This is a genomic window from Nesterenkonia sp. AY15, from assembly GCF_022565855.1.
In the GTDB taxonomy this organism is placed as follows: domain Bacteria; phylum Actinomycetota; class Actinomycetes; order Actinomycetales; family Micrococcaceae; genus Nesterenkonia.
On the sequence record NZ_JAJOYV010000001.1, the window covers coordinates 125,127 to 145,474 of the forward strand.

Consider the following 20,348-nt stretch of genomic DNA (forward strand, 5'->3'; position numbering starts at 1 on the left):
GAGACGCGCCCACGGTGCCGCAATAATCAGGTCATGTCTGTCTCCTCTCGCTCCCGGCTGATCATTCCGAGCGCGGTGGGGGTCGCGGCCGTGATGGTGCTCACCAGCTGCAGCGCCGACCCGTCCGAGACCGTGGAAGAGGCCGCCGATGCGCTGGCCTCCGCGATCTCCAGCGGTGACTTCTCCGCGCTGAGCTTTGAATCCGGAGACCCCGAGACCATGACGGCGGCCGTGGAGAATCTCCACGCGCCCTTCGAGGAGCTCACCCCTGAGGTGAGCACCGGCGAGGTCGTGCTCGATGAGCCGCCGGAGGATTCACCCCGCCCGGTCACCGCCACAGTCCCGCTTCAGCACAGCTGGGAACTGGAGGAGCTCGGCATCGAGGGCGAGGCCTGGACCTATGAGACCACCGCCGAACTGGTCTACGACCAGGAGACCGAGGTCTGGGCAGTGGAAGCCACGCCAGAGATCATCATGCCCGACTATGCCGGCACCGAGTCGATCAGCCTGGCCACCACCCCCGCCGACCGCGGCCGGATCATGGACGACGACGGACGGGCCATGGTCTACAACCGCGACGTCGTCCGGCTGGGCATCGACAAGGCCCAGCTCGCCCAGGACGGCGAGCCCGCCGATCAAGATACGCTGCGCTCCTCCGCCGAGGCGCTCGCCGAGCTGGTCGAGATCCCGGTGGACCCCTACGTCGAGAGCGTGCTCGGCGGCGGAGACCTGGCCTTCGTGGAGGCCATCACGCTGCGCCGATCCGAAGACGACGTGACCGCCACCGACGTCGAAGCGATCCCCGGCGCCTCAGGCATCTATGACCAGATGTCCTTGGCGGACTCCCGGGACTTCGCCCCGCTGCTGCTGGGCCGGGTGGGACCGGTGACCGCCGAGTCCCTGGAGGCAGACCCGAGCCTGAGCGTCGGCGACACCATCGGCACCTCCGGCATCCAGGCCTCCTACGAGCAGACCCTGCGCGGAGCTCCGGGGATGGCGATCCAGAAGGACGGCGAGCCCCTGTACTCGGTGGCCCCCGCCGACGGCGGAGACGTGGAGACCACCATGGTGCCGCGGCTGCAGAACCTCGCCCAGGAGATCGTCGAAGATCAGGACGCCTCTGGGGCGATCGTCGCCATCCGACCCTCCGACGGCGGCGTCCTGGCCGCCGCCAGCCACGACCCGGACGGCGGCCAGGTGGAGATCGCCACCCAATCCACCTACGCGCCCGGCTCCACCTTCAAGGTGGTCTCCTCGCTCGCCATGCTGCGCGACGGACTCACCCCCGACACCGATGTGAGCTGCTCGAACCAGACCACCGTGCACGGGCAGTCCTTCGGCAACTACACCGGGTTCCCCTCGGAGTACCTCGGAGACATCCCCTTCCGCGACGCGGTGGCAGTCTCCTGCAACACCGTCTTCGCCGACGCCTACGACGATGTGACCTCTGCGGAGGTCCACCAGGCCGCGCTCGACCTCGGCATCGTCGAGGAGACGCACCTGGGCGTGCCCGCACGGATGGGATCGGTGCCGCAGGACTCCGAGCTCAACCTCCATGCCTCCAATCTCTTCGGCCAGGGCGTGGTGGAGTCCTCCACCTTGGGCATGGCCACCGTCACCGCCTCGATCGCCACCGGCAGGACCGTCCATCCCCACCTGGTCGTGCCGGAGGAGTCGGAGACCCCGGAGAGCGGGATCACAGAAGCCGAGGCCGAGGACCTGCGCACGCTGATGACCGACACCGTGAACTTCGGCTCGCTGGAGTCGCTCGTGGACGTCCCGGGCGAGCGGATCTACGCCAAGACCGGCACCGCGGAGGCAGGGGACGGCGATGACTCCTACTCCCACACCTGGGTCATCGCGATGCAGGGAGACCTCGCCGTGGCGATCTTCCTCGAGGAGGGGGAGTTCGGCGGATCCACCAACGGACCGCTGCTGCAGGAGTTCCTGGAGGGGGCCTCCGCTATCCTGTAGCGGTGACTTCCCAGCCCGACATCTCCCAGCCTGACACCTCTGACCCCAAGAATTCTGACCCCGGGAACACCGATCCCGAGCACACCGATCCCGGGGACTCCCGACCCCCGCTGCCCATGCGCCGACCGCTCTCCTTCGTCCGGCGCAGCAACCGGCTCAAGCCCAGCTACCAGCGGACCTGGGACGCGGCGCTGGGGGAGGAGCTGCTGGACATCCCGCACGGAGAGCGCGACACCTCCGTGGCCGATGGCTTCCGCGTCGACTGGGCGGCCGAGTTCGGCCGCACCGCCCCGATCATCGTAGAGATCGGTTCGGGCTCCGGGGAGGCGGTGGCCCATGCCGCCGCCGCCAGTCCGGAGAAGGACTTCCTGGCCATCGAGGTCTACAAGCCCGGCGCCGCCCAGCTGGTCAGCAGGATCCGCCGCGAGGGGCTGAGCAACGTCCGGGTCGCCGTGGCCAATGCGCCCGAGGTCCTGGACCAGCTCTTCGCCCCCGGTCAGGTCGCCGAGGTCTGGATCTTCTTCCCCGACCCCTGGCACAAGAAGAAGCACAACAAGCGTCGGCTCGTCGATGCGGGGTTCATCGAGAGGGTCGCCAGAGTCCTGCCTGCCGGCGGAGTCTGGCGCCTGGCCACCGACTGGTCCGGCTACGCCGTGCAGATGCGCTCGCTGATCGGCGCCTCCTCCCAGTTCAGGAACCTCCATGCGGGGGAGCGGGCGGGGGATGACTCGCCGCTGACCGAGGTCCGCCTCCATGATCTGGACGCCATCTCGATGGGCAAGGAGCCGGCGCCGCTGGAGCTTCACCAGGCCCGGGACGACGACGGCGGCTGGGCACCCCGGTTCGATGGGCGCGTCCAGACCGACTTCGAGACCAAGGCGCTCGCCGTCGGCCGCCGGATCTTTGACCTGACCTTCATCCGGGAGCCATAGCGCCAGCCCGGAACACCGAAGACACTCGCGCCCAGTCACACCACGGCGTTCTGCCTGCCACCCTGCCTGGACCCAGGAGGAGTCACGCACGCGCTGCGGGAGAAACATGCCGCCCCCGCGGTGAGCAGCACGGTGAGCAACGTGGTGCTCGACGGCGTGCAGCGCTGCGACTTCGCCACCGGTGGGTGGGGCGGCGGCTGTGATCCGGAGACCGGCGGAGACGCTCTCGTGGGTCAGACCACCAGCCGGTAGCCGCGCTTGACCACGGTCTTGACCATCGACGGGTCAGGCAGTGATTGGCGCAGCCGCGAGACCCACATCTCAAGGGCGTGCTCTGAGCCGCAGTGCGGCAGCACCGCCAGCAGGTGTTCCCTGGAGAGCACGGCACCTTGGGCCTTCATCAGCGCGCGGAGCAGTGCCAGCGGACCCGGTGCCAGCTGGACCGGAGCCGCGTCACGATGCGGCAGGTGCAGAGTGTCGCCGCTGACCTTCATCTCCCCGGATCGGGTGTGCAGACGCAGCGCAGAGTCTCCCGCCACCGGCTGCTCGGCCGGAACCATCATCGCCGCTCCTCCCCGTGAGGCCTGCGTCCAGGCAGCTGCTGGGCTGCCTGGACCCCAGGCTAGAGGGAGGGCGTTTCTCCGCGTTGTCGGCGGTGTGACGCTGATGTGTCCGGGACTCCTCAGCGACGCTCCTGTGAATTCTGCGGAAAGGCGCGGCGGGCGAAGATCAGCAGCCCCAGCAGCAGCAGCCCCGGCAGGATCCAGCCGGAGAGCCCCTGCAGCGTGGCCTGACGCAGGTCCACCATCTCGCCTGCGCTGGCGAACCAGAAGTGCAGGATCGCCGCGGCCGAGATCATCGACTGCGCGAACGCGGCGGGCCAGATCGAACCGGACTGCATCCGCAGCCAGGCGAGCACCCCGCCGATGATGATCGCGTAGCCGAGCATCAGCGCCAGCGCCTGGAACACCGGGGTCTGGTCATAGAAGAACCCAGCCGCCAGCAGCGGGGCGTACCAGAGCCCGGAGACCACCCCGGTGAGCACGACGGCGGCGCGAGGGCCCCAGCGCAGCTGCAGCCGGGGGAAGAGGTAGCCGCGCCAGCCCATCTCGATCCCGGCGTGGAGGAACACGCCCAGCACCGCGGCGGAGAAGATCACCCCGACCTCCACCAGCATGCCGGTGGCGATGAACTCGGTGGCGTCCTGGCCGAGCCGCGAGCTCAGGTCCTGCACGAAGATCGGCATCGAGGGGTCGAAGGGGTAGACCCCGAGCGCGCCGCCCAGCGGCAGCGCCGCGAAGCTGAAGGCGAAGAAGAGCAGCAGTCCCAGCACGGACCAGCTCAGGAGCCCGCGCACCGGGCGCAGCGGGGTGATTCCCAGCGCGTCGGTCACGCTCTGTGGTCTTAACACCCGGGCGGGCTGCGCAGTCTCCACAGAGACCGCATTCTCCCCGGGGGCCACATCCCCATGATGGCCGTAGAGCACGCCGAGCGGCTGACGGCGCTCCAGCACATAGGCGGTCACCGCGGCCAGCGCCGGGGTGAGCATGAAGAGGTTGTAGTACACACCGAGCGGTGCGCTGTTGCGCTCCTCCGGGCTCATCAGCACCATGGGCAGGGCGATCAGCCAGCCGAGCGTCAGCGCCACCAGCACGAAGGTGCTCAGGATGACGAGGGGAGTGCGCGGCGTCTTGGTCAGGGCGGAGGCAGGAACAGTCACGCGAGAACCCTACCGGCTCAGCCTGGAATGCTCAGCCGCGCCCGGTGCTGCGCCGGGCGATGAAGAACAGCCGCCGGAAGGGCAGGATCGTGCCGATCCTGGTCGCCGGGTAGGCCTCGCGCAGCGCGGCCTTGTACTCCGTGATGAACTCCTCGCGCACATCGGCGGGGAGAGCCTCGAGCACCGGACGCGCCGCCGCCGCAGAGATCCAGTCGAACACCGGGTCCTCACCCTGCAGCACGTGGTGGTACCGGGTCTCCCAGGCCTCGACCTCCCATCCGGGCAGGGAGACGTCGAGCATGTACTCACTCAGCTCCGAGGTGGGCTTGAGCAGCGACTCCGGGTCGATGTGCGCGGCATAGGGGCTCTTCGCGGCGAACTGGGCGAGCAGCTGGTGGCTCGGGGCGTTGAAGTTGCCCGGAACCTGGACCGCCAGCGCGCCGCCGGCGGCCACATTGTCCATGATGGAGGGCAGCAGCTCGCGGTGCTCGGGGATCCACTGCAGCGCGGCATTGGAGACGATCAGATCCGCTTGTCGTTCAAGGTCCAGGTCCCTGATGTCCGCGCGGGTATAGGAGATCCGATCGTCATCGGTGGCCTCGCCGGCTCGCTGAAGCATCTCCTCCGAGGAGTCGATTCCGGTGATCCATGCCTTGGGCCACATCCCGCGCAGCACCGGCATCCCGTTGCCGGGCCCGCATCCGAGGTCCACGATTCGGTCTGCCTGGGGGGCTCGCACACGCTGGAGCAGGTCGATGAAGGGCTGGGTTCGTTCGGAGGCGTAGGTCAGATACGCACCCGGGTTCCACTGGGTACTGGGCATGGTCCGAGTCTAAATCGGGGTGCTGGCGCGCCGCGCGGGGGTCGACACAATCCGACACCGGATCGTGTTGGCCGCGGAGTGTGGTGTAGCCGGGAGGCGGCGTGACCCCGGCGGACAGTAATGCGAACGAGTTGCAATTAAACTCGCTCTAAACAAGAATCATTCGCATGAACACCAGACGCCTCACTCTGCCCTCCGTCTTCATGATCTCCGCCCTGGCACTTGTCTCCTGCGCCGACGGTGCGTCCGGGGATGGCGAAGCCGCTGAGGGGGAGACCGCCGCATCCGCTGAGCCGACCGCGGCCTCCGATGTCGCCGACGACGCCGACGACACCTCCGACGGCGAGGACGAGGCAGCTCCTGAAGCTACCGTCGTCGAGCCCTCCGACCGGGAGACCCTTGCCGCCGGCGGCCCCAGCCCACGCCTGGCGATCACCCACGACGGCGGGGTCTCGGTGCTCGACGGCGCGAGTCTGGAGGTGCTCAGCGAGCACCAGGCCGAAGGCTTTCTCCGAGTCAACCCTGCCGGCGATGGTCGGCACTTCTTCCTCAGCGAGGGTGAGACCTTCCGGCTGATCGACGGCGGCACCTGGGGCGAGCCGCATGGGGATCACAATGATTACTTCACCACCGATCCGCACCTCAGCGATGTGACCGTGGATGGTCCCGCTCCTGGGCACGTGGTCTCCCACGACGGTGTCGGCACGCTGTTCTTCGACGGCAGCGGCGAGATCCACAGCTATGAGCTCGCTGAGCTCTCCGACCTCGACCTCGGGGCTGACTCGGAGCTGGAGACCGAGGTGGCCGAGACGCAGGAGGCGCACCACGGCGTGGCCGCGGTCTTCGCCGACGGAGGTCGCTTCGAGACCCTGGGCGATGAAGATGGCAGCAACGGTGCGCGCGTGCTGGACGCCGACGGCGAGGAGGTCGCGCGCAGCGAGGAGTGCCCCGGGCCGCACGGCGAGGCGGCAGGCCCCGAGGGCATGATCGCGGTGGGCTGCGAGGACGGCGTGATGGTCTTCGACGGCGCCGAGTTCTCCAAGATCGCCGCCGCTGAGGAGTATGCGCGCATCGGCAACCTCTTCCCGGCCGAGGACTCCTCGATCTTCCTAGGGGACTACAACACGGATGAGGACGGCGAAGAGCCGATGACCCAGGTCGCACTCGTGGACGCCGCAGATGAGGAGATCTCCCTGGTCGACCTCGACGCCGCCTATAACTTCCGATCCCTCGCCCGCGGACCTGAGGGCGAAGCCCTCGTCCTCGCCGAGGACGGCCAGCTGCACGTGATCAATGCAGAGACCGGGGAGCACACCGACCATCTGGAGATCATGGAGGAGTGGACCGAGCCGGAGGAGTGGCAGGAGCCGAGCCCGGCCATCCGCGTGGTGGGCGACATCGCCTACATCACCGAGCCCGACGCGCAGGCGCTGCACATGGTGGATCTCGGCTCGATGGAGATCATCAACTCAGCCGAGCTGGACTTCACCCCGAACGAGATCGCCGCGGTCGACGGTCGGCCGGCCGAGGGGGCGGCGGAACATGAGGGTGAACACGGGGAGGACGAGGCCCACGAGGGGCATGGCCACACCGACGACGAGCACGCCGATGGTGAGCCCGCCGAAGGCGAGGATGCCGACGACGAGCACGACGATCATGATCACGCTGAAGACCAGCCCGCCGATGACGAGCACGACGATCATGATCACTGATCCCTCAGTGTCGCGAGCTCAGTCCGCTCTCCACGGCTGAGTCCACAGGAAGGGTCGGGGGCACCACGCCTCCGGCCCTTCTTCGTGCCGCCGCCGCGGTCCACCAGGCTCCGCCGATGATCATCGCACAGCCCATCAGCTGCCAGGCGCTGGGGATGTCGGCGAAGAGCACCGCGGCCAGTGCCACCGCGAAGACCGCGGAGAGCAGCATCAGCGTGCTGGACGCGGTCTCGGAGATCGCGGTCATGGCGACGTTGAAGCACAGGTAGGTGAGCACCTGGCCCACGAAGGCCAGCGCAAGCATCGCCCCCCATCCGCCCAGCCCCTCCGGCACCTCCAGGCGACCAAGTCCGGTGGCGGCCAGCGCGGTGGTGACCCCTGCCGAGAGGCAGACCAGGCTGAGGATCGTGAAGGGTGCGGACTTGTGGCGCCGAGACTCCTTGGGCGCGGTGCGCCGGATGATCGCCAGATACAGCGCATACCCGGTGCCTGCCGCGAGTCCGGCCAGCACCCCCGCGAGCTGAACGTTCCCCAGATCCAGTGCGCCGGCGGTCAGCGCCACCCCGGCGAGCATCAGCGGGATGATCAGCGCCAGCTGGCGCATCGGCCGCACGCCCTCCATGGCCCACGCGATCAGCGGCAGGATCACGACCTGCACATTGATCAGCACGGTTGCGATGCCGGGCCCGATCATGTTGATCGAGGTGTTGTAGAAGCTGTAGTCCACACCCAGCGCGACCCCGGCGATCAGCGCTCCGACCAGTGTGCGGCGCGAGAGCTTGGCCCTTCCCCTGCGGCGCAGCAGCTCCCAGGCCGCCAGCGGCAGCAGCATCGGCACCGCGAGCAGGCAGCGCCAGGCTGCGACGCTCAGCGGCTCGCCTTCGATCGCGGAGATCATCGCCGCAGAGGCGGCCATGGCGAGGGTGCCCACCACCATCAGGGCTACGCCGCGTGCGGGAGTCATCATATGAGTGGTCAGGACTTCACGAGGCGGCGGATGGCTGCCGTGGCTTCCTGGATCTTCTCCTCGGCCTCATCCCCGCCGACGGCGACCGCATCGGCCACGCAGTGCCGGAGGTGGTCTTCCAGCAGCGCCATCGCCACGTTCTCCAGCGCCGCCGTGGTGGCGCTGATCTGGGTGAGGATGTCGATGCAGTAGGTGTCCTGCTCCACCATCCGGTGGATCCCGCGGGCCTGCCCCTCGATCCGGCGCAGTCGGCCCAGGTAGCGGTCCTTCTGCGTCATATAGCCATGATGCTGCTCCTGGGTCGCAGTGTCGGCAGGGGCATTGGCAGGGATGTTGCCAGGGTCGTCGAGCGCTGCGCTGTCCATGGATCCTCCTCAGGTGGCCGAGGCCACCACTATATGAGCTGTGTTCCACAAATATACCCTGAGGGGGTATATTTGAGAATGTTCTTGCACCACCATTCGTCTGCCGAGGAGCTCATCATGACCGACACCCGCCGCTACAGCGTCACTGGAATGTCCTGTGGACATTGCGAGAGCGCCATCCGGGCAGAGGTCGAGCAGCTCCCCGGCGTCTCCGGCCTGGAGGTCAGCGCGGACACGGGGCGCCTGGAGATAGCTGTCACCGACGACGCAGCCCTCACCGACGAGACCGTCCTCGCCGCCGTGGACGAGGCCGGCTACGACGCCGTGCGCCAGCTGTGAGCTCAGTGAGCACCGGGCGCATCGAGCTCGAGATCGGCGGGATGACCTGCGCCGCCTGCGCGCAGCGCGTCGAACGAAAGCTCAACAAGCTCGACGGTGTCACGGCCACCGTCAACTACGCCACCGAGAAGGCTGCTGTCCAGATTGCGGATTCCGCAGACCGCGACGCCGCCGACCGCAACTCCGTCGACCGCGACTCCACCGTCGCGGAGCTCATCGCGGCGGTGGAGAAGACCGGATACAGCGCCCAGGAGCCGGCGCCGCTCACCGAGGAGCCCTCCGCTGCGAGCCCGGCCGCGCGGGAGCTGGTCGGGCTGCGTCGTCGTCTGCTGATCTCCGCCGTGCTCACCGTGCCCGTGGTGCTGCTCGCCATGATCCCGGCGCTGCAGTTCCCCTGGTGGAACTGGGTCTCGCTGGCACTGACCCTGCCGGTGGTGCTCTGGGCCGGGTGGCCCTTCCACCGCGCCGCGGCGCTGAATGCGCGCGCCGGCGCCGCCACCATGGACACGCTCATCTCACTGGGCACGCTCGCGGCGCTGCTCTGGTCGCTCTACGCCATGATCTTCGGCGCTGCCGGCGACCCGCGGCTGCGGCACGAGTTCGTGTTCTTCGCCGAGCCGCCCTGGCTCTCCGATGCCGCCCACCACATGGGTGCTGCCAGCATCTACTACGAGGTGGCCGCTGCGGTGACCGTCTTCCTGCTGCTGGGCAGGTACTTCGAGAAGCGCTCCAAGTCCAGCGCCGGGCAGGCGCTGCGCTCGCTGCTCAACATGGGAGCCAAGGAGGTCTCGGTGCTGCGCGACGGCTCCGAGGTGCTCATCCCGGTGCGCGAACTCGCCGTCGGGGACGAGTTCATCGTGCGCCCGGGGGAGAAGATCGCCACCGACGGCACCGTGGTCACCGGCGCGTCCGCGGTGGACATGTCGATGCTCACCGGAGAATCGGTGCCGGTGGAGGTCACCCAGGGTGACAGCGTCACCGGGGCCACGATGAACTCCTCCGGACGACTGATCGTCCGTGCCTCGAGGGTCGGTTCCGACACCCAGCTGGCCCAGATGGCCCATCTGGTTGAGGAGGCGCAGTCGGGCAAGGCCCAGGTCCAGCGGCTGGCAGACCGGATCTCCGGGATCTTCGTGCCCATCGTGCTGGTCATCGCGCTGGTCACCCTGCTGATCTGGCTGCTCCTCGGCCCCTCTGCGGAGTTCGCGTTCACCGCCGCCGTGGCCGTGCTGATCATCGCCTGCCCCTGCGCGCTCGGGCTGGCCACACCCACCGCACTGCTGGTGGGCACCGGCCGCGGCGCGCAGCTGGGGATCCTGATCCGCGGCCCAGAGGTCCTCGAGGCCTCGCGCGGCATCGACACAGTGGTGCTGGACAAGACCGGCACGGTGACTACGGGGGCGATGAAGCTCGCCGCGATGCACTCGGCACGCGCCTGGAGCGCTCCGGATTCCGCTGACGACGACGCCGAGCTGCTCCGTCTCGCCGGCGCGCTGGAGTCAGCCTCCGAGCACCCGATCGCCCGCGCCGTGACCAATGCGGCGCGCGAGACCCTCGGCTCGACCTCCGGGAAGCTGTCTGAGGCGAGCGATTTCACGAACCACCAGGGGTATGGCGTCTCCGGGACGGTCTCCAGGCGCACGGTGACGGTGGGCCGCCGCGAGCTGCTGCGCCAGCAGGGGATCGAGCTTCCGGCCGAGGTCGCCGGGCTGCTCGCCCAGGCCGAGTCGCAGGGATCGACCCCGGTCCTGGTCGCAGTCGACGGCAGCTTCGCCGGGGTTCTGATCGTCTCGGATGCGGTCAAGGACACCTCCGCCGAGGCCGTGGCCCGCTTCTCTGCCATGGGACTCTCTACGGTGCTGCTCACCGGTGACAACGCCGGCGCCGCAGACCGGGTGGCCGCCGAGGTCGGCATCGATGAGGTCATCGCCGAGGCGCTGCCGCAGGACAAGGTGGCCGCGATCATCCGGCTCCAGGAGCAGGGACGGACAGTGGCCATGGTCGGCGACGGCGTCAACGACGCGGCCGCGCTGGCCCAGGCGGATCTGGGCATCGCCATGGGCACGGGCACCGATGTGGCGATCAACGCCGCGGGGATCACTGTCATGCGCGGAGACCTGCGCTCGGTCGTCGATGCTCTGGCGCTCTCGCGCCGGACACTTCGAGTGATCAAGTCCAACCTGTTCTGGGCCTTCGGCTACAACGTCGCCGCCATTCCGCTGGCCGCGCTGGGCCTGCTCAACCCGATGCTCGCCGGCGCCGCGATGGTGTTCTCCTCGCTCTCGGTGGTGGGCAACAGCCTGCGGCTGCGCGGGTTCAAGGGCGTCTGAGCAGAATCTCCGTGGCGTCAGGGTGCCGCGCCGCGGAACCCTGTCTAAGATGAGCCCATGTTGAAGCCATTTCGCCAGGTCGACGTCTTCGGCGACGGACCATTCATGGGCAATCCCGTCGCGGTGATCGCCGAGGCCGAGGGCCTCAGCGACGAGCAGATGCGCACCATCTCGCGCTGGACCAATCTCTCCGAGTGCACCTTCCTGCTGCCGCCGACCACGCCGGAGGCGGACTACCGGGTGCGGATCTTCGCCCTGGACAAGGAGCTGCCCTTTGCCGGGCACCCCACCCTGGGCTCGGCGCGCGCCTGGCTGGACCTCGGGCACGAGCCGCGATCAGCCGGCGTCGTCGTCCAGGAATGCGGTGTGGGTCTGGTTCCGGTGCAGATCGGCGATCAGACGCTCTCCTTCGGCGCACCCGGCCTGGTGCGGTCGGGGCCGATCGCGAAGGCGGCCCGCGAGATGCTCACCGACGCGCTCGGCATCACCCCTGATCAGGTGCTGGACGCGGCCTGGGTGGACAACGGTCCCGGGTGGGTCGCGCTGCTGCTGGACAACGCCGAGACCGTGCTGGGCGTGACCCCGGATCTGAGCAGGATCACCGATCCGGAGTACCGCTTCCTCGGTGTGGTCGCCCGGCAGCCCGAGGGTGCGGACACCGCTCTCGAGCTGCGCGCCTTCTTCCCAGACGACACCGGCGCGCTGCGCGAGGATCCGGTCACCGGAAGTCTGAACGCCTCGGTGGCGCAGTGGCTGGAGTACTCGGGCAAGATGTCTCCGCCCTACGTGGCCAGCCAGGGCACGGTGCTGCAGCGTCGCGGCCGGGTGCACATCGAGGGCGAGGGCGAGTCGCTCTGGGTCGGCGGCCGGACCGATGTCGCGGTCAGCGGAACCATCGAGGTGGGGGAGCTCGGCCCATCGGTGTGATCCAGGCTCGCGGCGCGACGCTCATTCCGGGCAGGCTCGCGCTGATCGTCGGCCTGCTGGTCTATACGGGGGTGCTCGCCTGGATCGCGCTCGCCGGACCAGATCCGCTGCCCGCGCATCTCGGCTTCGATGGGACACCTATACGCTGGGCGTCCAAGACCTGGGTTCTCAGCGCCGCGGCAGTCACAGGGGCGGTGGTGTTCGCGGTGGTCCTCGGCTGTCGTGTGCTGATCAGCCGCGTCAGCCCCGAGCTGCTTTCGCTGCCCTCGACCAGCGCCGAAGCGTACTGGACCACGCCGGAGCGCCGGCCGGAGCTGAACCGGCGGATGAGTTCGGATCTCGAGCTGATCTTCGGCGCCACCTACCTGCTGCTCGCCTGGATCACCGCCGGGCTGGTGCGCGCGGCCGACGGTTCGGGTGATCCCACGCTGACCGTGGCGATCCTGGTCTACGCCGCGGTGCTCGTGGGGGTCACCCTGATGATGTTCAGGAGCCGGCGCTACCGAGCTCCGGAGGGCTGGGCTGATGACTGAGTCGACGGCGCCAGGGTCCTTGACCGCGCTGATCCGGCGGCCGCGCTGATCCGGCGGCCGCGGCGCGAGGATGCGAATCACATCGCGGCGGCGCACGTGGCCACCTGGCAAGAGACTTACACGGACCTGCTCCCCGCCGAGTTCTTCACCGAAGGGCATTCTCGTCAGCGCCGCGAGATGTGGGCACGAATCCTCTCCGAGCAGCGGGCCGAGTGGAGCATCCGGGTCGCAGAGTCCGACGGCGAGATCATCGGCTTCGCGATGGCAGGGCCGGTCAGTCTCTGGGTGGCCAAGCAGAACCCGCGTGCCATGGCGTTCTACCGCCGCAATGGGTTCCGCTGCGACGGAACTGAGAAGCGGGATCCTGGCGCTTCCGCCATCACGGACATCCGGATGGTGCGTCCCTGAGACGGGTCTCGCTGACCCCTCGACCTTCCTTCAAATACAACCAAACTGGCATGAACTGAACTATTGAATCTCACCCTATTAGAAGATATATTCGAATCATGCAGGTTGCACTCGCTGATCCGAATGCAGAGCCGCTGCGGGAGTCCCAGCGGCAGCTGAATCGAGGTCAGGCGGAGCAGCTGCGCCTGCTTGTGGACTACGTGGAGTCCTTCCTGCGTGACACCGCGGTGATCGAGCCCGAGCTCATGCGCAGCGCTCGCGGTCATGCGACCGCCGAATCGGCGGCCATCATGAATGCGGCAGAGGCCCTGGGGGCCAGCGAGGGGCACGTGTACACCCAGTACCAACAGGCCTGTTTCGCCCGGCACCACCTGCCGCGAGTGTGGGGCGCGGTGCGTGCCGGAGATGTTCCCGTCCGTTCTCTGGTCCGGGTGATCTCAGCGGCTGAACGCCTCGTCGCTCCGTTGCACCGGGAACGCCTCGACGCCGAGGCCGCGACCTATGCACTGACCCATCGGCCGGCGCGGCCGAACGCCTGGTTGAACCGTTTTGTGGCTCGAATGGAGCCTGACCAGCATGTGCAGCGGTGTCGCCGCAGCCATGCCGAACGCCGGGTATGGCTGGAGCATCTGGAGGATGGAGTCAGCATCCTTCACGCGATGCTGCCCACTCTCACCGCTGAGGCCATCAAGAACCGGTTGGTGGATGTTGCCCGGAACCCGAGGCAGGACGTCCCCTACGATCCCTGTGTCGAACGGCCGGTGGTGGGGAGGGTCGGCGCCGGGGGTATGACCAGCGATGCTGGCGCTCCGGGTGGATTCGACTGGCTCGGCCTCCCGGGTGGCGGACCTGATGCTGGGTCGGACGCCGGGTGGGAGGCACCGAAGCTGGGACCCGCCGAGGACCCTGTCGGGGTGGCCGGTGACGATTCCTCAGAGCGCGCCGCAGCTCCGACGAACCGAGAAGCGGGGGATCCCAGGACCCAGGCCCAGCGGGAGGCAGATCTCGTCTCGCACTGGCTGCTCGCCGGTCAGAGTGAGTCCGGCACACCCATCAACGCCCACGTCGGAATTCTGATCGAGCCCGAGACCTTGCTGTCGGGTTCGGGCTGGGCCGCGGGCACGCCTCGGGGTGCTGGGCAGCCCGCGCTGAGTCGAAATCGGCGGCACGCCTATCCGGCAGAGATGATCCGGCGGATCATCCTCAGCGAAGAGCATCAGATCACCTGGACCCCGGTGCCGGCGCCGGTCCCAGCCGTCCGGTCCGCTCCATCCGACGCCGCGCCCGCTCCACCGGATGTCGCGTCCGCTCCACACGTGGCGGCGTTCGAGCCCCTGATCCGGGTCTATGAGAGCCGATTCGTGCCCAAGCTCCTTCGTCGGGCCATCGAGTTGCGCGATGGCACCTGCCAAGCGCCGGGATGCATGGTTGCAGCTGAGCACTGCGACATCGATCATCAGATCCCATGGCCCCACGGCCAGACCACGGCGGCCAACCTATGGGCGTTGTGTCGCAAACATCATCGGCTCAAGACCGCAGGTTTCCTGGACGTTCCCGCCGACCGTCCACCCCCGGCGAGCCCTTAGGCCAGCCCTGATGACAGCACCCCTGGGGGAGTGTTGCCAGCGCGAAGATCCTGCCCAGGTTTCCGGTCTGCGGCGCTGTCCGATGCCCCGGTGTGGGGCTCCGTCGCCACGAAGGATCCCATGACCGACGAATACCGACATTCCGCCTCCGGCCTGACCTCCGGGTGCGAGGAGCGGCAGGGGCTGGAAAACATCAACCAGGTGCGGCGCTGCGCCTCGCATATCGTCGCGATGTAGGACGGCCGCATCGCCGCCGAAGGCACCGCGGCGCAGGTCGGCAACGAGGAGGCGATCCGCAGCGTCTTCGGTGTCGACTTGCGCGTGATCGAGGACCCAGGGGCCGGCGCCGCTGATGATCCCCAAGGCGCCGGTGCACCGACTCGCCGGCTGAGCGGCTACCGGCTCAGCCGCGACCACAGCTCAGCGTCGAAGGACTCCGGAGCCAGCGCAGACATGTGCCGTACGGCATTGTCGAGCTTCAACCGCCAGGCCCGCACTGCAGCTTCGGCGTCTCCGGCCAGCACCGCGGTAAGGATGCGCCGGTCATCGCTGACGATGCGCTCCACCGCGGGGCTGTAGTCCAGGCGCAGCACGGCGATGAACATCCGCACCCGCAGGGTCAGCGCGTGGAACCCCCGCGCGGACTGGCTCAACCCGGACGCCTCCGCCAGCTCCTGCTGAAACTGCAGATCCGCCAGACCGACATCGAACCGGGTGCCCTGAATCGCCGCCGCCTCCACCGCCCCCAGCGCCAGTCGGACCGGCAGCATCCGGTGCCGGGGCTGCACCGCGCAGGCCCTGAGCAGGACCATCCCGAGGTGCAGTCGGGCTGCATACAGGTCGACGACGTCCGCCCCGGTCACTGCGGGAACCCTGAAGCTTCCCTGATGGAAGTCCAACAGCCCATCATCGACCAGTCGGCTCATCGCCGAGCGGACGGCGCTGCGGCCGAGTCCGAGTTGACTGCCGAGCACGTCAGGAGAGAGGCGGTCGCCCGCGAGGAAGCCGGAATTGGTGATCTCCCGGCGCAGTGCGATGGCGATCTGTTCAGTCACCGAGAGCTCCACCTGGGAGAACCAGCGGTTCCGCGGCGACCGCTCCGGGTCGGTGGGCAGCGCGGCATCTTCGGCGCCCAATTCGGAATCTGAGTCAGAAGAAAATTCGTTTTGCTGGGCCCCTCGCTGCCACTCTGTGCCGTGCAGTCCTCGTCCGGCACGTCGGGCCAGGAGATCCAGCAGGTCACCGGGAATCGCGTCGGCGGTCGGCGCACAGAGGCTGAGCAGTGCAGCTGTGCGGTCGAGGAACTGATCCCAATCGGGGGCATTGGCGTCCCAGCAGGCGCTCAGCTGGTCTGGGTCGTGAACGGCGACCTCTGCGGGGTGAGCCGCGCCGGCATCCCGGACCCGCCAGCGCGCGGCCTCTGAAGCGTGCAATGAGGCCATCAGGGCAGTGGACCGACGTTCCGCGACGGTCTGCTGCCGGATGGCGGTTCTCGCCTGAGGGGCGAAGCGCAAGATGATTCGCGGGAACCTCACCTGCAGCTCCGTCACGACCAGGTCGCCGACCGCCGGATCCGGAGCCCCGCCGAGCAGTTCGTCCCCGCAGTCGCCATCGGTGCCCCCACCGGCCCCGCCTGCGCGGGCCCGCCGGATCCTCCGGCAGGCGCGGCTGACCAGCGTCTGGCTCAGTCCGGTGAGCTCGGCGATGCGCCGGGTGGAGAACTCCGGTGTGCTCACCCTCGCCCCGGCCGTCGCGAGCACGCTGGCCACGATGTCATCAGCCGTGTCCTGGATCCGCGGGCGGCCCCGACCGGTGGTCTGCATGCTTGCCAGTCTCCACCATTTATGACTCAAAAGATACGGAGAAAACCCGTAATGGGGTGCTTCCCGAGTGTGTGACGACACACACTGGAAGTCAGTAGACCGAGCACTCCGACAGCTGAACCCGCATCCTTGCGTGAAATGAGGCCCCGATGTCCACTCAGAACACCGCCGAGCTCACCGACCTTTCCGAGGCCGCAGTCTCCAAGGTCACCCGCTGGCTGCAGCGCGGCCCCGGTGAGACGGGTTCCAGCAAGCCCAGCAAGCCCAGCAAGCAGAGCAAGAACCACGCCGCCGCGGACAAGTCCGCCCAGCGACTCTCCGCTGTGCTCTCCCACCCCAACGGCCTGGACTTCACGGTGGGATTCGTCGACCGGGTCATCCGCACCGAGGACACCAGGGCCGCCGCCTCCGCGCTCGCTGAGCTGGGCGGACTCGCCCCAGACACGCTCTCCTCGCTGGACCGGGCGCAGATCCGCGCCGGCAGCGCGCTGGCCAAGACGCTGCCCGACGTCGTCGTCCCCGCGGCCCGCGCGCGGATGCGGTCCATGGTCGGTCACATGGTCGTCGATGCCCGAGACAAGCCCTTCGGCAAGGCCGTGGCTTCGATCAAGCAGGACGGGCATCGGCTGAACATCAACCTCCTCGGCGAGGCGGTGCTCGGAGAGGCTGAGGCGGACAAGCACCTGCAGGACACCGTCGACCTGCTGCGCCGCGATGACGTCGACTACGTCTCCATCAAGGTCTCCTCCATCGCCTCGCAGATCTCCATGTGGGGCTTCGAGCAGACCGTGGACTATGTGGTCGCCCGGCTCATCCCGATGTACCAGGAAGCGGCCAAGGCCCCCGCGGGATCCAAGTTCATCAACCTGGACATGGAGGAGTACCGCGACCTCAACCTGACCATCGCGGTGTTCAAGACCCTGCTCTCGCGTCCCGAGCTGAAGCACTACGAGGGTGGCATCGTGCTGCAGGCCTACCTCCCGGATGCGCTCGGCGCGACCCAGGAGCTTGCTCAGTTTGCCAACGCCCGGGTCGCGGCAGGCGGAGCAGGGATCAAGATCCGCCTGGTCAAGGGCGCGAACCTGGCTGTGGAGAAGGTCCACGGCGAGATCGCCGGCTGGCCCCAGGTCACCTGTGAGTCCAAGGAGGCCACGGACGCGAACTACAAGCTCGTCCTGCACTGGCTGCTGACCGAGGAGAACATGGCAGGAGTGCGGATCGGAGTGGCCGGACACAACCTCTTCGACATCGCTTTCGCCCACCTGCTCGGCGCCGAGCGCGGTGTCACCGGGCAGATGGAATTCGAGATGCTCCAGGGCATGGCCACCGAGCAGGCCGAGGCGGTCAGCGCCGACGTCGGCCAGCTGCTGCTCTACGTCCCGGCAGTGCGCCCCGCTGAGTTCGACGTGGCCATCTCCTACCTGGTCCGCCGGCTCGAGGAGAACGCCGCCAGCGAGAACTTCATGTCAGGCATCTTCGAGCTGGAGGTGGACAGCTCCGGTCGCGGCAGCGAGGTCTTCGAGCGCGAGGCCCAGCGCTTCCGTGACTCGTTGGCGCTGCTGGAAGAGATCCTCAGCAAGCACGGCCACACCGCGCCCGGCCCGCAGCACACCCAGGATCGCAGTCTCGAAGAGCGGCAGGGTGCTGAAGCGCTGTCGAGCGCGGGCGAGCTGAAGAACGACGACGCCGCCCTCCCGCCCTTCGTGAACGAGCCCGATACCGATCCCGCGCTGCCGGCGAACCAGCGCTGGGCCGCGGACGCCGTTGCCCGCGCGTCACAGCCAGGCTGGCTGGAGGGTCAGTCGCTGCCGGAGAAGATCAGCGGCGAGCGCATCGATGAGCTGGTGGCCCAGGCGCGCGCGGCGGCCGAGCCGTGGGCGGCGCGCCCCGCCGTCGAACGGGCCCGCATCCTCTACCGGGCCGCAGACATCCTGGCCGCGCGTCGTGGACATCTGGTCTCGATCGCCGCGGCTGAAGTGGGCAAATCCGTGGCCCAGACGGATCCGGAGATCTCCGAGGCGATCGACTTCGCCCGCTACTACGCGCACAGTGCCCTGGAGATCGAGCAGGTCGAGCATGCCCGGTTCATCCCGGACCGCCTGGTGCTGATCACCCCGCCGTGGAACTTTCCGCTCGCCATCCCGGCAGGCGGCACCTTCGCCGCGCTGGCCGCCGGTGCCGCGGTGATCCACAAGCCCTCGAACCACACTCCGCATTGTTCGATGGCGATCCTGGATGCGCTCTGGGATGCGGGCGTTCCGCGCGAGGTGCTGCACGGGGTCTATCCCTTCGAGGGCGCGGACGGCAAGCGCCTGGTCTCCCACGACGGGATCGACCGGGTGATCCTCACCGGCGCCTCCGAGACCGCCGCGATGTTCCGCTCCTGGAAGCCCGCGCTGGCGATCAATGCCGAGACCTCCGGCAAGAACGCCTTGATCGTCACCCCCTCGGCGGACCGCGATCTGGCAGTGGCGGACCTGGTCACCTCGGCCTTCGGCCACGCCGGGCAGAAGTGCTCCGCCGCCTCGCTGGGCATCCTGGTGGGCAGCGTCTATGACTCGGAGCGGTTCCGCCGCCAGCTGGTGGACGCCGCCTCATCGATGGTCGTGGACTGGCCGAGCAGCCTTGCCGCCACCGTCGGCCCGCTGACCGAGGAGCCCAGCGAGAAGCTGCGCCGCGCGCTCACGACCCTTGAGCCCGGTGAGTCCTGGCTCCTGGAGCCCAGGCAGCTCGATGACACCGGCCTGCTGTGGTCCCCGGGAATCAAGGACGGCGTGAAGCCCGGATCCTTCTTCCACCTCACCGAGGTGTTCGGACCGGTGCTGGGGCTGATGGAGGCCACTGACCTGGACGAGGCCATCGCCGCGCAGAACCAGGTCGACTTCGGACTCACCGGTGGCATCCACTCGCTGGAGCCCGCGGAGGTGAGCACCTGGCTGGACAGGGTTCAAGTCGGCAACGCCTATGTCAACCGGGGCATCACCGGAGCGATCGTCCAGCGCCAGTCGTTCGGCGGCTGGAAGCAGTCCTCGGTGGGGCTGGGCTCCAAGGCCGGCGGCCCCAACTATGTCATGCTCTTCGGTCGCTGGGAAGATGACATGGTGGGTGCCGCGGCTCCTGCCGGAGGCTCCGCCAGGGCTGTGGTCGAGGAGAGTGTGGGGAGGCTCATGGACTCAGCCGTCAGCTCCGGGATCGTCTCCGGGGCTGATCGCTCCTGGCTCGCAGCGGCCGCCGCCGATGATCAGCGCTGGTGGGAGGCCGAGTTCGGTCAGCCCGCTGACCGCACCGGGCTGGAGAGCGAGGCGAACATCTTCCGGTACCTCGGTGAGGACGTGCTGCTGCGCGTGGGCGTGGACGCCACCGCGGTTCAGCTGCTGCGCGCGCTGGTCGCAGCCCAGCGCGCCGGGGCAGACGTGAGCATCTCGGCGTACCCCAAGCTGCCGCCCGCGACTGCGAAGGCGCTGGAGCTGGGGCGCAGGACGCTGAAGCTGACGGTGACCCAGGAGACCACGGGTCAGTTCTCCACGGCGCTTGCCGCCGGTGTGCATGACCGCGGAGTCGGGGTGCGGGTGCGTGTGCTCGGCGCCGTGGACTCCGAGCTGCGCACGCGGCTCGCGGAGCGCCCTGAGGTGGCGCTGATCGCCGATGAGGTCACCGCCTCCGGCCGGGTGGAGCTGCGCTATTGGCTCAAGGAGCAGGCGGTCTCGATGACCCTGCACCGCTTCGGAAACCCCGCGCGGGACTTCCACCGATTGGCGCAGGAGCTCAAGCGGCCGGTGGTCTGAGGCTTGACCAGGTCACTCGCCCAGGCGGATTCGCAAGGTGTACGCCGCCGACAGTTCTTCGGCGGCAGTCCGGATCCTCGGTCTGCACGGCCTGAGACTGCGTGCGTTGAGACTGCGTGCGTTG

At 68.5% G+C, this 20,348-nt stretch carries 17 protein-coding genes; 11 read left to right on the top strand and 6 right to left on the bottom strand.

Annotated elements, in window-relative coordinates:
• Positions 1–33: 33 nt before the first annotated feature.
• The 3 genes from LSI54_RS00560 to LSI54_RS12895 all read left to right on the top strand — a co-directional run bounded on the left by LSI54_RS00560 (position 34) and on the right by LSI54_RS12895 (position 3,158).
• Positions 34–1,974, top strand: a complete 1,941-nt coding sequence (locus LSI54_RS00560) for a penicillin-binding transpeptidase domain-containing protein (protein WP_241477513.1) — start codon at positions 34–36, stop codon at positions 1,972–1,974.
• 2 nt (positions 1,975–1,976) lie between these two features.
• On the top strand, positions 1,977–2,906 hold the full coding sequence (trmB, locus tag LSI54_RS00565; RefSeq protein WP_241477514.1) for a tRNA (guanosine(46)-N7)-methyltransferase TrmB: 930 nt from the start codon (positions 1,977–1,979) through the stop codon (positions 2,904–2,906).
• Between the two features lie 120 nt (positions 2,907–3,026).
• Positions 3,027–3,158 (top strand): hypothetical protein, encoded by a 132-nt coding sequence (locus tag LSI54_RS12895; protein WP_274617461.1) that lies wholly within the window; start codon positions 3,027–3,029, stop codon positions 3,156–3,158.
• On the opposite strand, the gene LSI54_RS00570 is transcribed toward LSI54_RS12895, so the two are convergent.
• From LSI54_RS00570 to LSI54_RS00580, 3 genes are all read right to left on the bottom strand, one after another.
• Positions 3,140–3,469: a winged helix-turn-helix domain-containing protein gene (locus LSI54_RS00570; RefSeq protein ID WP_241475785.1), complete on the bottom strand. Its 330-nt coding sequence runs from the start codon at positions 3,467–3,469 to the stop codon at positions 3,140–3,142. The genes LSI54_RS12895 and LSI54_RS00570 overlap by 19 nt on opposite strands.
• Positions 3,470–3,588: 119 nt before the next feature.
• Entirely contained in the window at positions 3,589–4,626 is a 1,038-nt protein-coding gene (locus LSI54_RS13085) for a CPBP family intramembrane glutamic endopeptidase (RefSeq protein WP_241477515.1), read from the bottom strand.
• Positions 4,627–4,657: 31 nt separating this feature from the next.
• Entirely contained in the window at positions 4,658–5,449 is a 792-nt protein-coding gene (locus LSI54_RS00580; protein WP_241463675.1) for a methyltransferase domain-containing protein, read from the bottom strand.
• A gap of 167 nt (positions 5,450–5,616) precedes the next feature.
• On the opposite strand from LSI54_RS00580, the gene LSI54_RS00585 reads away from it, so the two are divergent.
• Complete coding sequence (locus LSI54_RS00585; protein ID WP_241477516.1) at positions 5,617–7,161, top strand: hypothetical protein; 1,545 nt, start codon at positions 5,617–5,619, stop codon at positions 7,159–7,161.
• Between the two features lie 4 nt (positions 7,162–7,165).
• Here the strand turns inward: LSI54_RS00585 and LSI54_RS00590 are convergent, their stop codons facing one another.
• Both LSI54_RS00590 and LSI54_RS00595 read right to left on the bottom strand, forming a co-directional pair.
• On the bottom strand, positions 7,166–8,125 hold the full coding sequence (locus LSI54_RS00590) for a DMT family transporter (RefSeq protein ID WP_241477517.1): 960 nt from the start codon (positions 8,123–8,125) through the stop codon (positions 7,166–7,168).
• A gap of 11 nt (positions 8,126–8,136) precedes the next feature.
• Positions 8,137–8,493 carry a metal-sensitive transcriptional regulator gene (locus tag LSI54_RS00595; RefSeq protein WP_370642679.1) on the bottom strand — a complete coding sequence of 119 codons (357 nt, stop codon included), beginning with the start codon at positions 8,491–8,493 and terminating at the stop codon, positions 8,137–8,139.
• Positions 8,494–8,610: 117 nt separating this feature from the next.
• On the opposite strand from LSI54_RS00595, the gene LSI54_RS00600 reads away from it, so the two are divergent.
• The 6 genes from LSI54_RS00600 to LSI54_RS00625 all read left to right on the top strand — a co-directional run bounded on the left by LSI54_RS00600 (position 8,611) and on the right by LSI54_RS00625 (position 14,616).
• Positions 8,611–8,832 (top strand): heavy-metal-associated domain-containing protein, encoded by a 222-nt coding sequence (locus LSI54_RS00600; RefSeq protein WP_241475784.1) that lies wholly within the window; start codon positions 8,611–8,613, stop codon positions 8,830–8,832.
• Positions 8,829–11,162, top strand: a complete 2,334-nt coding sequence (locus tag LSI54_RS00605; protein WP_446740402.1) for a heavy metal translocating P-type ATPase — start codon at positions 8,829–8,831, stop codon at positions 11,160–11,162. The genes LSI54_RS00600 and LSI54_RS00605 overlap by 4 nt, the downstream gene beginning before the upstream one ends.
• A gap of 57 nt (positions 11,163–11,219) precedes the next feature.
• Positions 11,220–12,089: a PhzF family phenazine biosynthesis protein gene (locus tag LSI54_RS00610; RefSeq protein ID WP_241477518.1), complete on the top strand. Its 870-nt coding sequence runs from the start codon at positions 11,220–11,222 to the stop codon at positions 12,087–12,089.
• Positions 12,086–12,622, top strand: coding sequence for a DUF1648 domain-containing protein (locus tag LSI54_RS00615; RefSeq protein ID WP_241477519.1), 537 nt, complete (start codon positions 12,086–12,088; stop codon positions 12,620–12,622). The genes LSI54_RS00610 and LSI54_RS00615 overlap by 4 nt, the downstream gene beginning before the upstream one ends.
• Positions 12,623–12,718: 96 nt before the next feature.
• Positions 12,719–13,030 (top strand): hypothetical protein, encoded by a 312-nt coding sequence (locus tag LSI54_RS00620; RefSeq protein ID WP_241477520.1) that lies wholly within the window; start codon positions 12,719–12,721, stop codon positions 13,028–13,030.
• Between the two features lie 98 nt (positions 13,031–13,128).
• The gene (locus tag LSI54_RS00625) at positions 13,129–14,616 is read left to right on the top strand and encodes an HNH endonuclease signature motif containing protein (RefSeq protein WP_241477521.1); all 1,488 of its coding nucleotides are present in this window, start codon (positions 13,129–13,131) and stop codon (positions 14,614–14,616) included.
• 395 nt (positions 14,617–15,011) lie between these two features.
• On the opposite strand, the gene LSI54_RS00630 is transcribed toward LSI54_RS00625, so the two are convergent.
• The gene (locus tag LSI54_RS00630; RefSeq protein ID WP_241477522.1) at positions 15,012–16,439 is read right to left on the bottom strand and encodes a GntR family transcriptional regulator; all 1,428 of its coding nucleotides are present in this window, start codon (positions 16,437–16,439) and stop codon (positions 15,012–15,014) included.
• A 149-nt stretch (positions 16,440–16,588) separates the two neighbouring features.
• Here LSI54_RS00630 and LSI54_RS00635 point away from each other — a divergent pair, with 149 nt between their 5' ends.
• Positions 16,589–20,224 carry a bifunctional proline dehydrogenase/L-glutamate gamma-semialdehyde dehydrogenase gene (locus tag LSI54_RS00635; RefSeq protein WP_241477523.1) on the top strand — a complete coding sequence of 1,212 codons (3,636 nt, stop codon included), beginning with the start codon at positions 16,589–16,591 and terminating at the stop codon, positions 20,222–20,224.
• Positions 20,225–20,348 lie beyond the last annotated feature (124 nt).

Coding starts and splice junctions, on each gene's coding strand:
- LSI54_RS00560 (WP_241477513.1), top strand. CDS start 34: ATGTCTGTCTCCTCTCGCTCCCGGCTGATCATTCCGAGCGCGGTGGGG.
- LSI54_RS00570 (WP_241475785.1), bottom strand. CDS start 3,469: ATGATGGTTCCGGCCGAGCAGCCGGTGGCGGGAGACTCTGCGCTGCGT.
- LSI54_RS00580 (WP_241463675.1), bottom strand. CDS start 5,449: ATGCCCAGTACCCAGTGGAACCCGGGTGCGTATCTGACCTACGCCTCC.
- LSI54_RS00585 (WP_241477516.1), top strand. CDS start 5,617: ATGAACACCAGACGCCTCACTCTGCCCTCCGTCTTCATGATCTCCGCC.
- LSI54_RS00590 (WP_241477517.1), bottom strand. CDS start 8,125: ATGACTCCCGCACGCGGCGTAGCCCTGATGGTGGTGGGCACCCTCGCC.
- LSI54_RS00595 (WP_370642679.1), bottom strand. CDS start 8,493: ATGGACAGCGCAGCGCTCGACGACCCTGGCAACATCCCTGCCAATGCC.
- LSI54_RS00600 (WP_241475784.1), top strand. CDS start 8,611: ATGACCGACACCCGCCGCTACAGCGTCACTGGAATGTCCTGTGGACAT.
- LSI54_RS00610 (WP_241477518.1), top strand. CDS start 11,220: ATGTTGAAGCCATTTCGCCAGGTCGACGTCTTCGGCGACGGACCATTC.
- LSI54_RS00625 (WP_241477521.1), top strand. CDS start 13,129: ATGCAGGTTGCACTCGCTGATCCGAATGCAGAGCCGCTGCGGGAGTCC.
- LSI54_RS00630 (WP_241477522.1), bottom strand. CDS start 16,439: ATGCAGACCACCGGTCGGGGCCGCCCGCGGATCCAGGACACGGCTGAT.
- LSI54_RS00635 (WP_241477523.1), top strand. CDS start 16,589: ATGTCCACTCAGAACACCGCCGAGCTCACCGACCTTTCCGAGGCCGCA.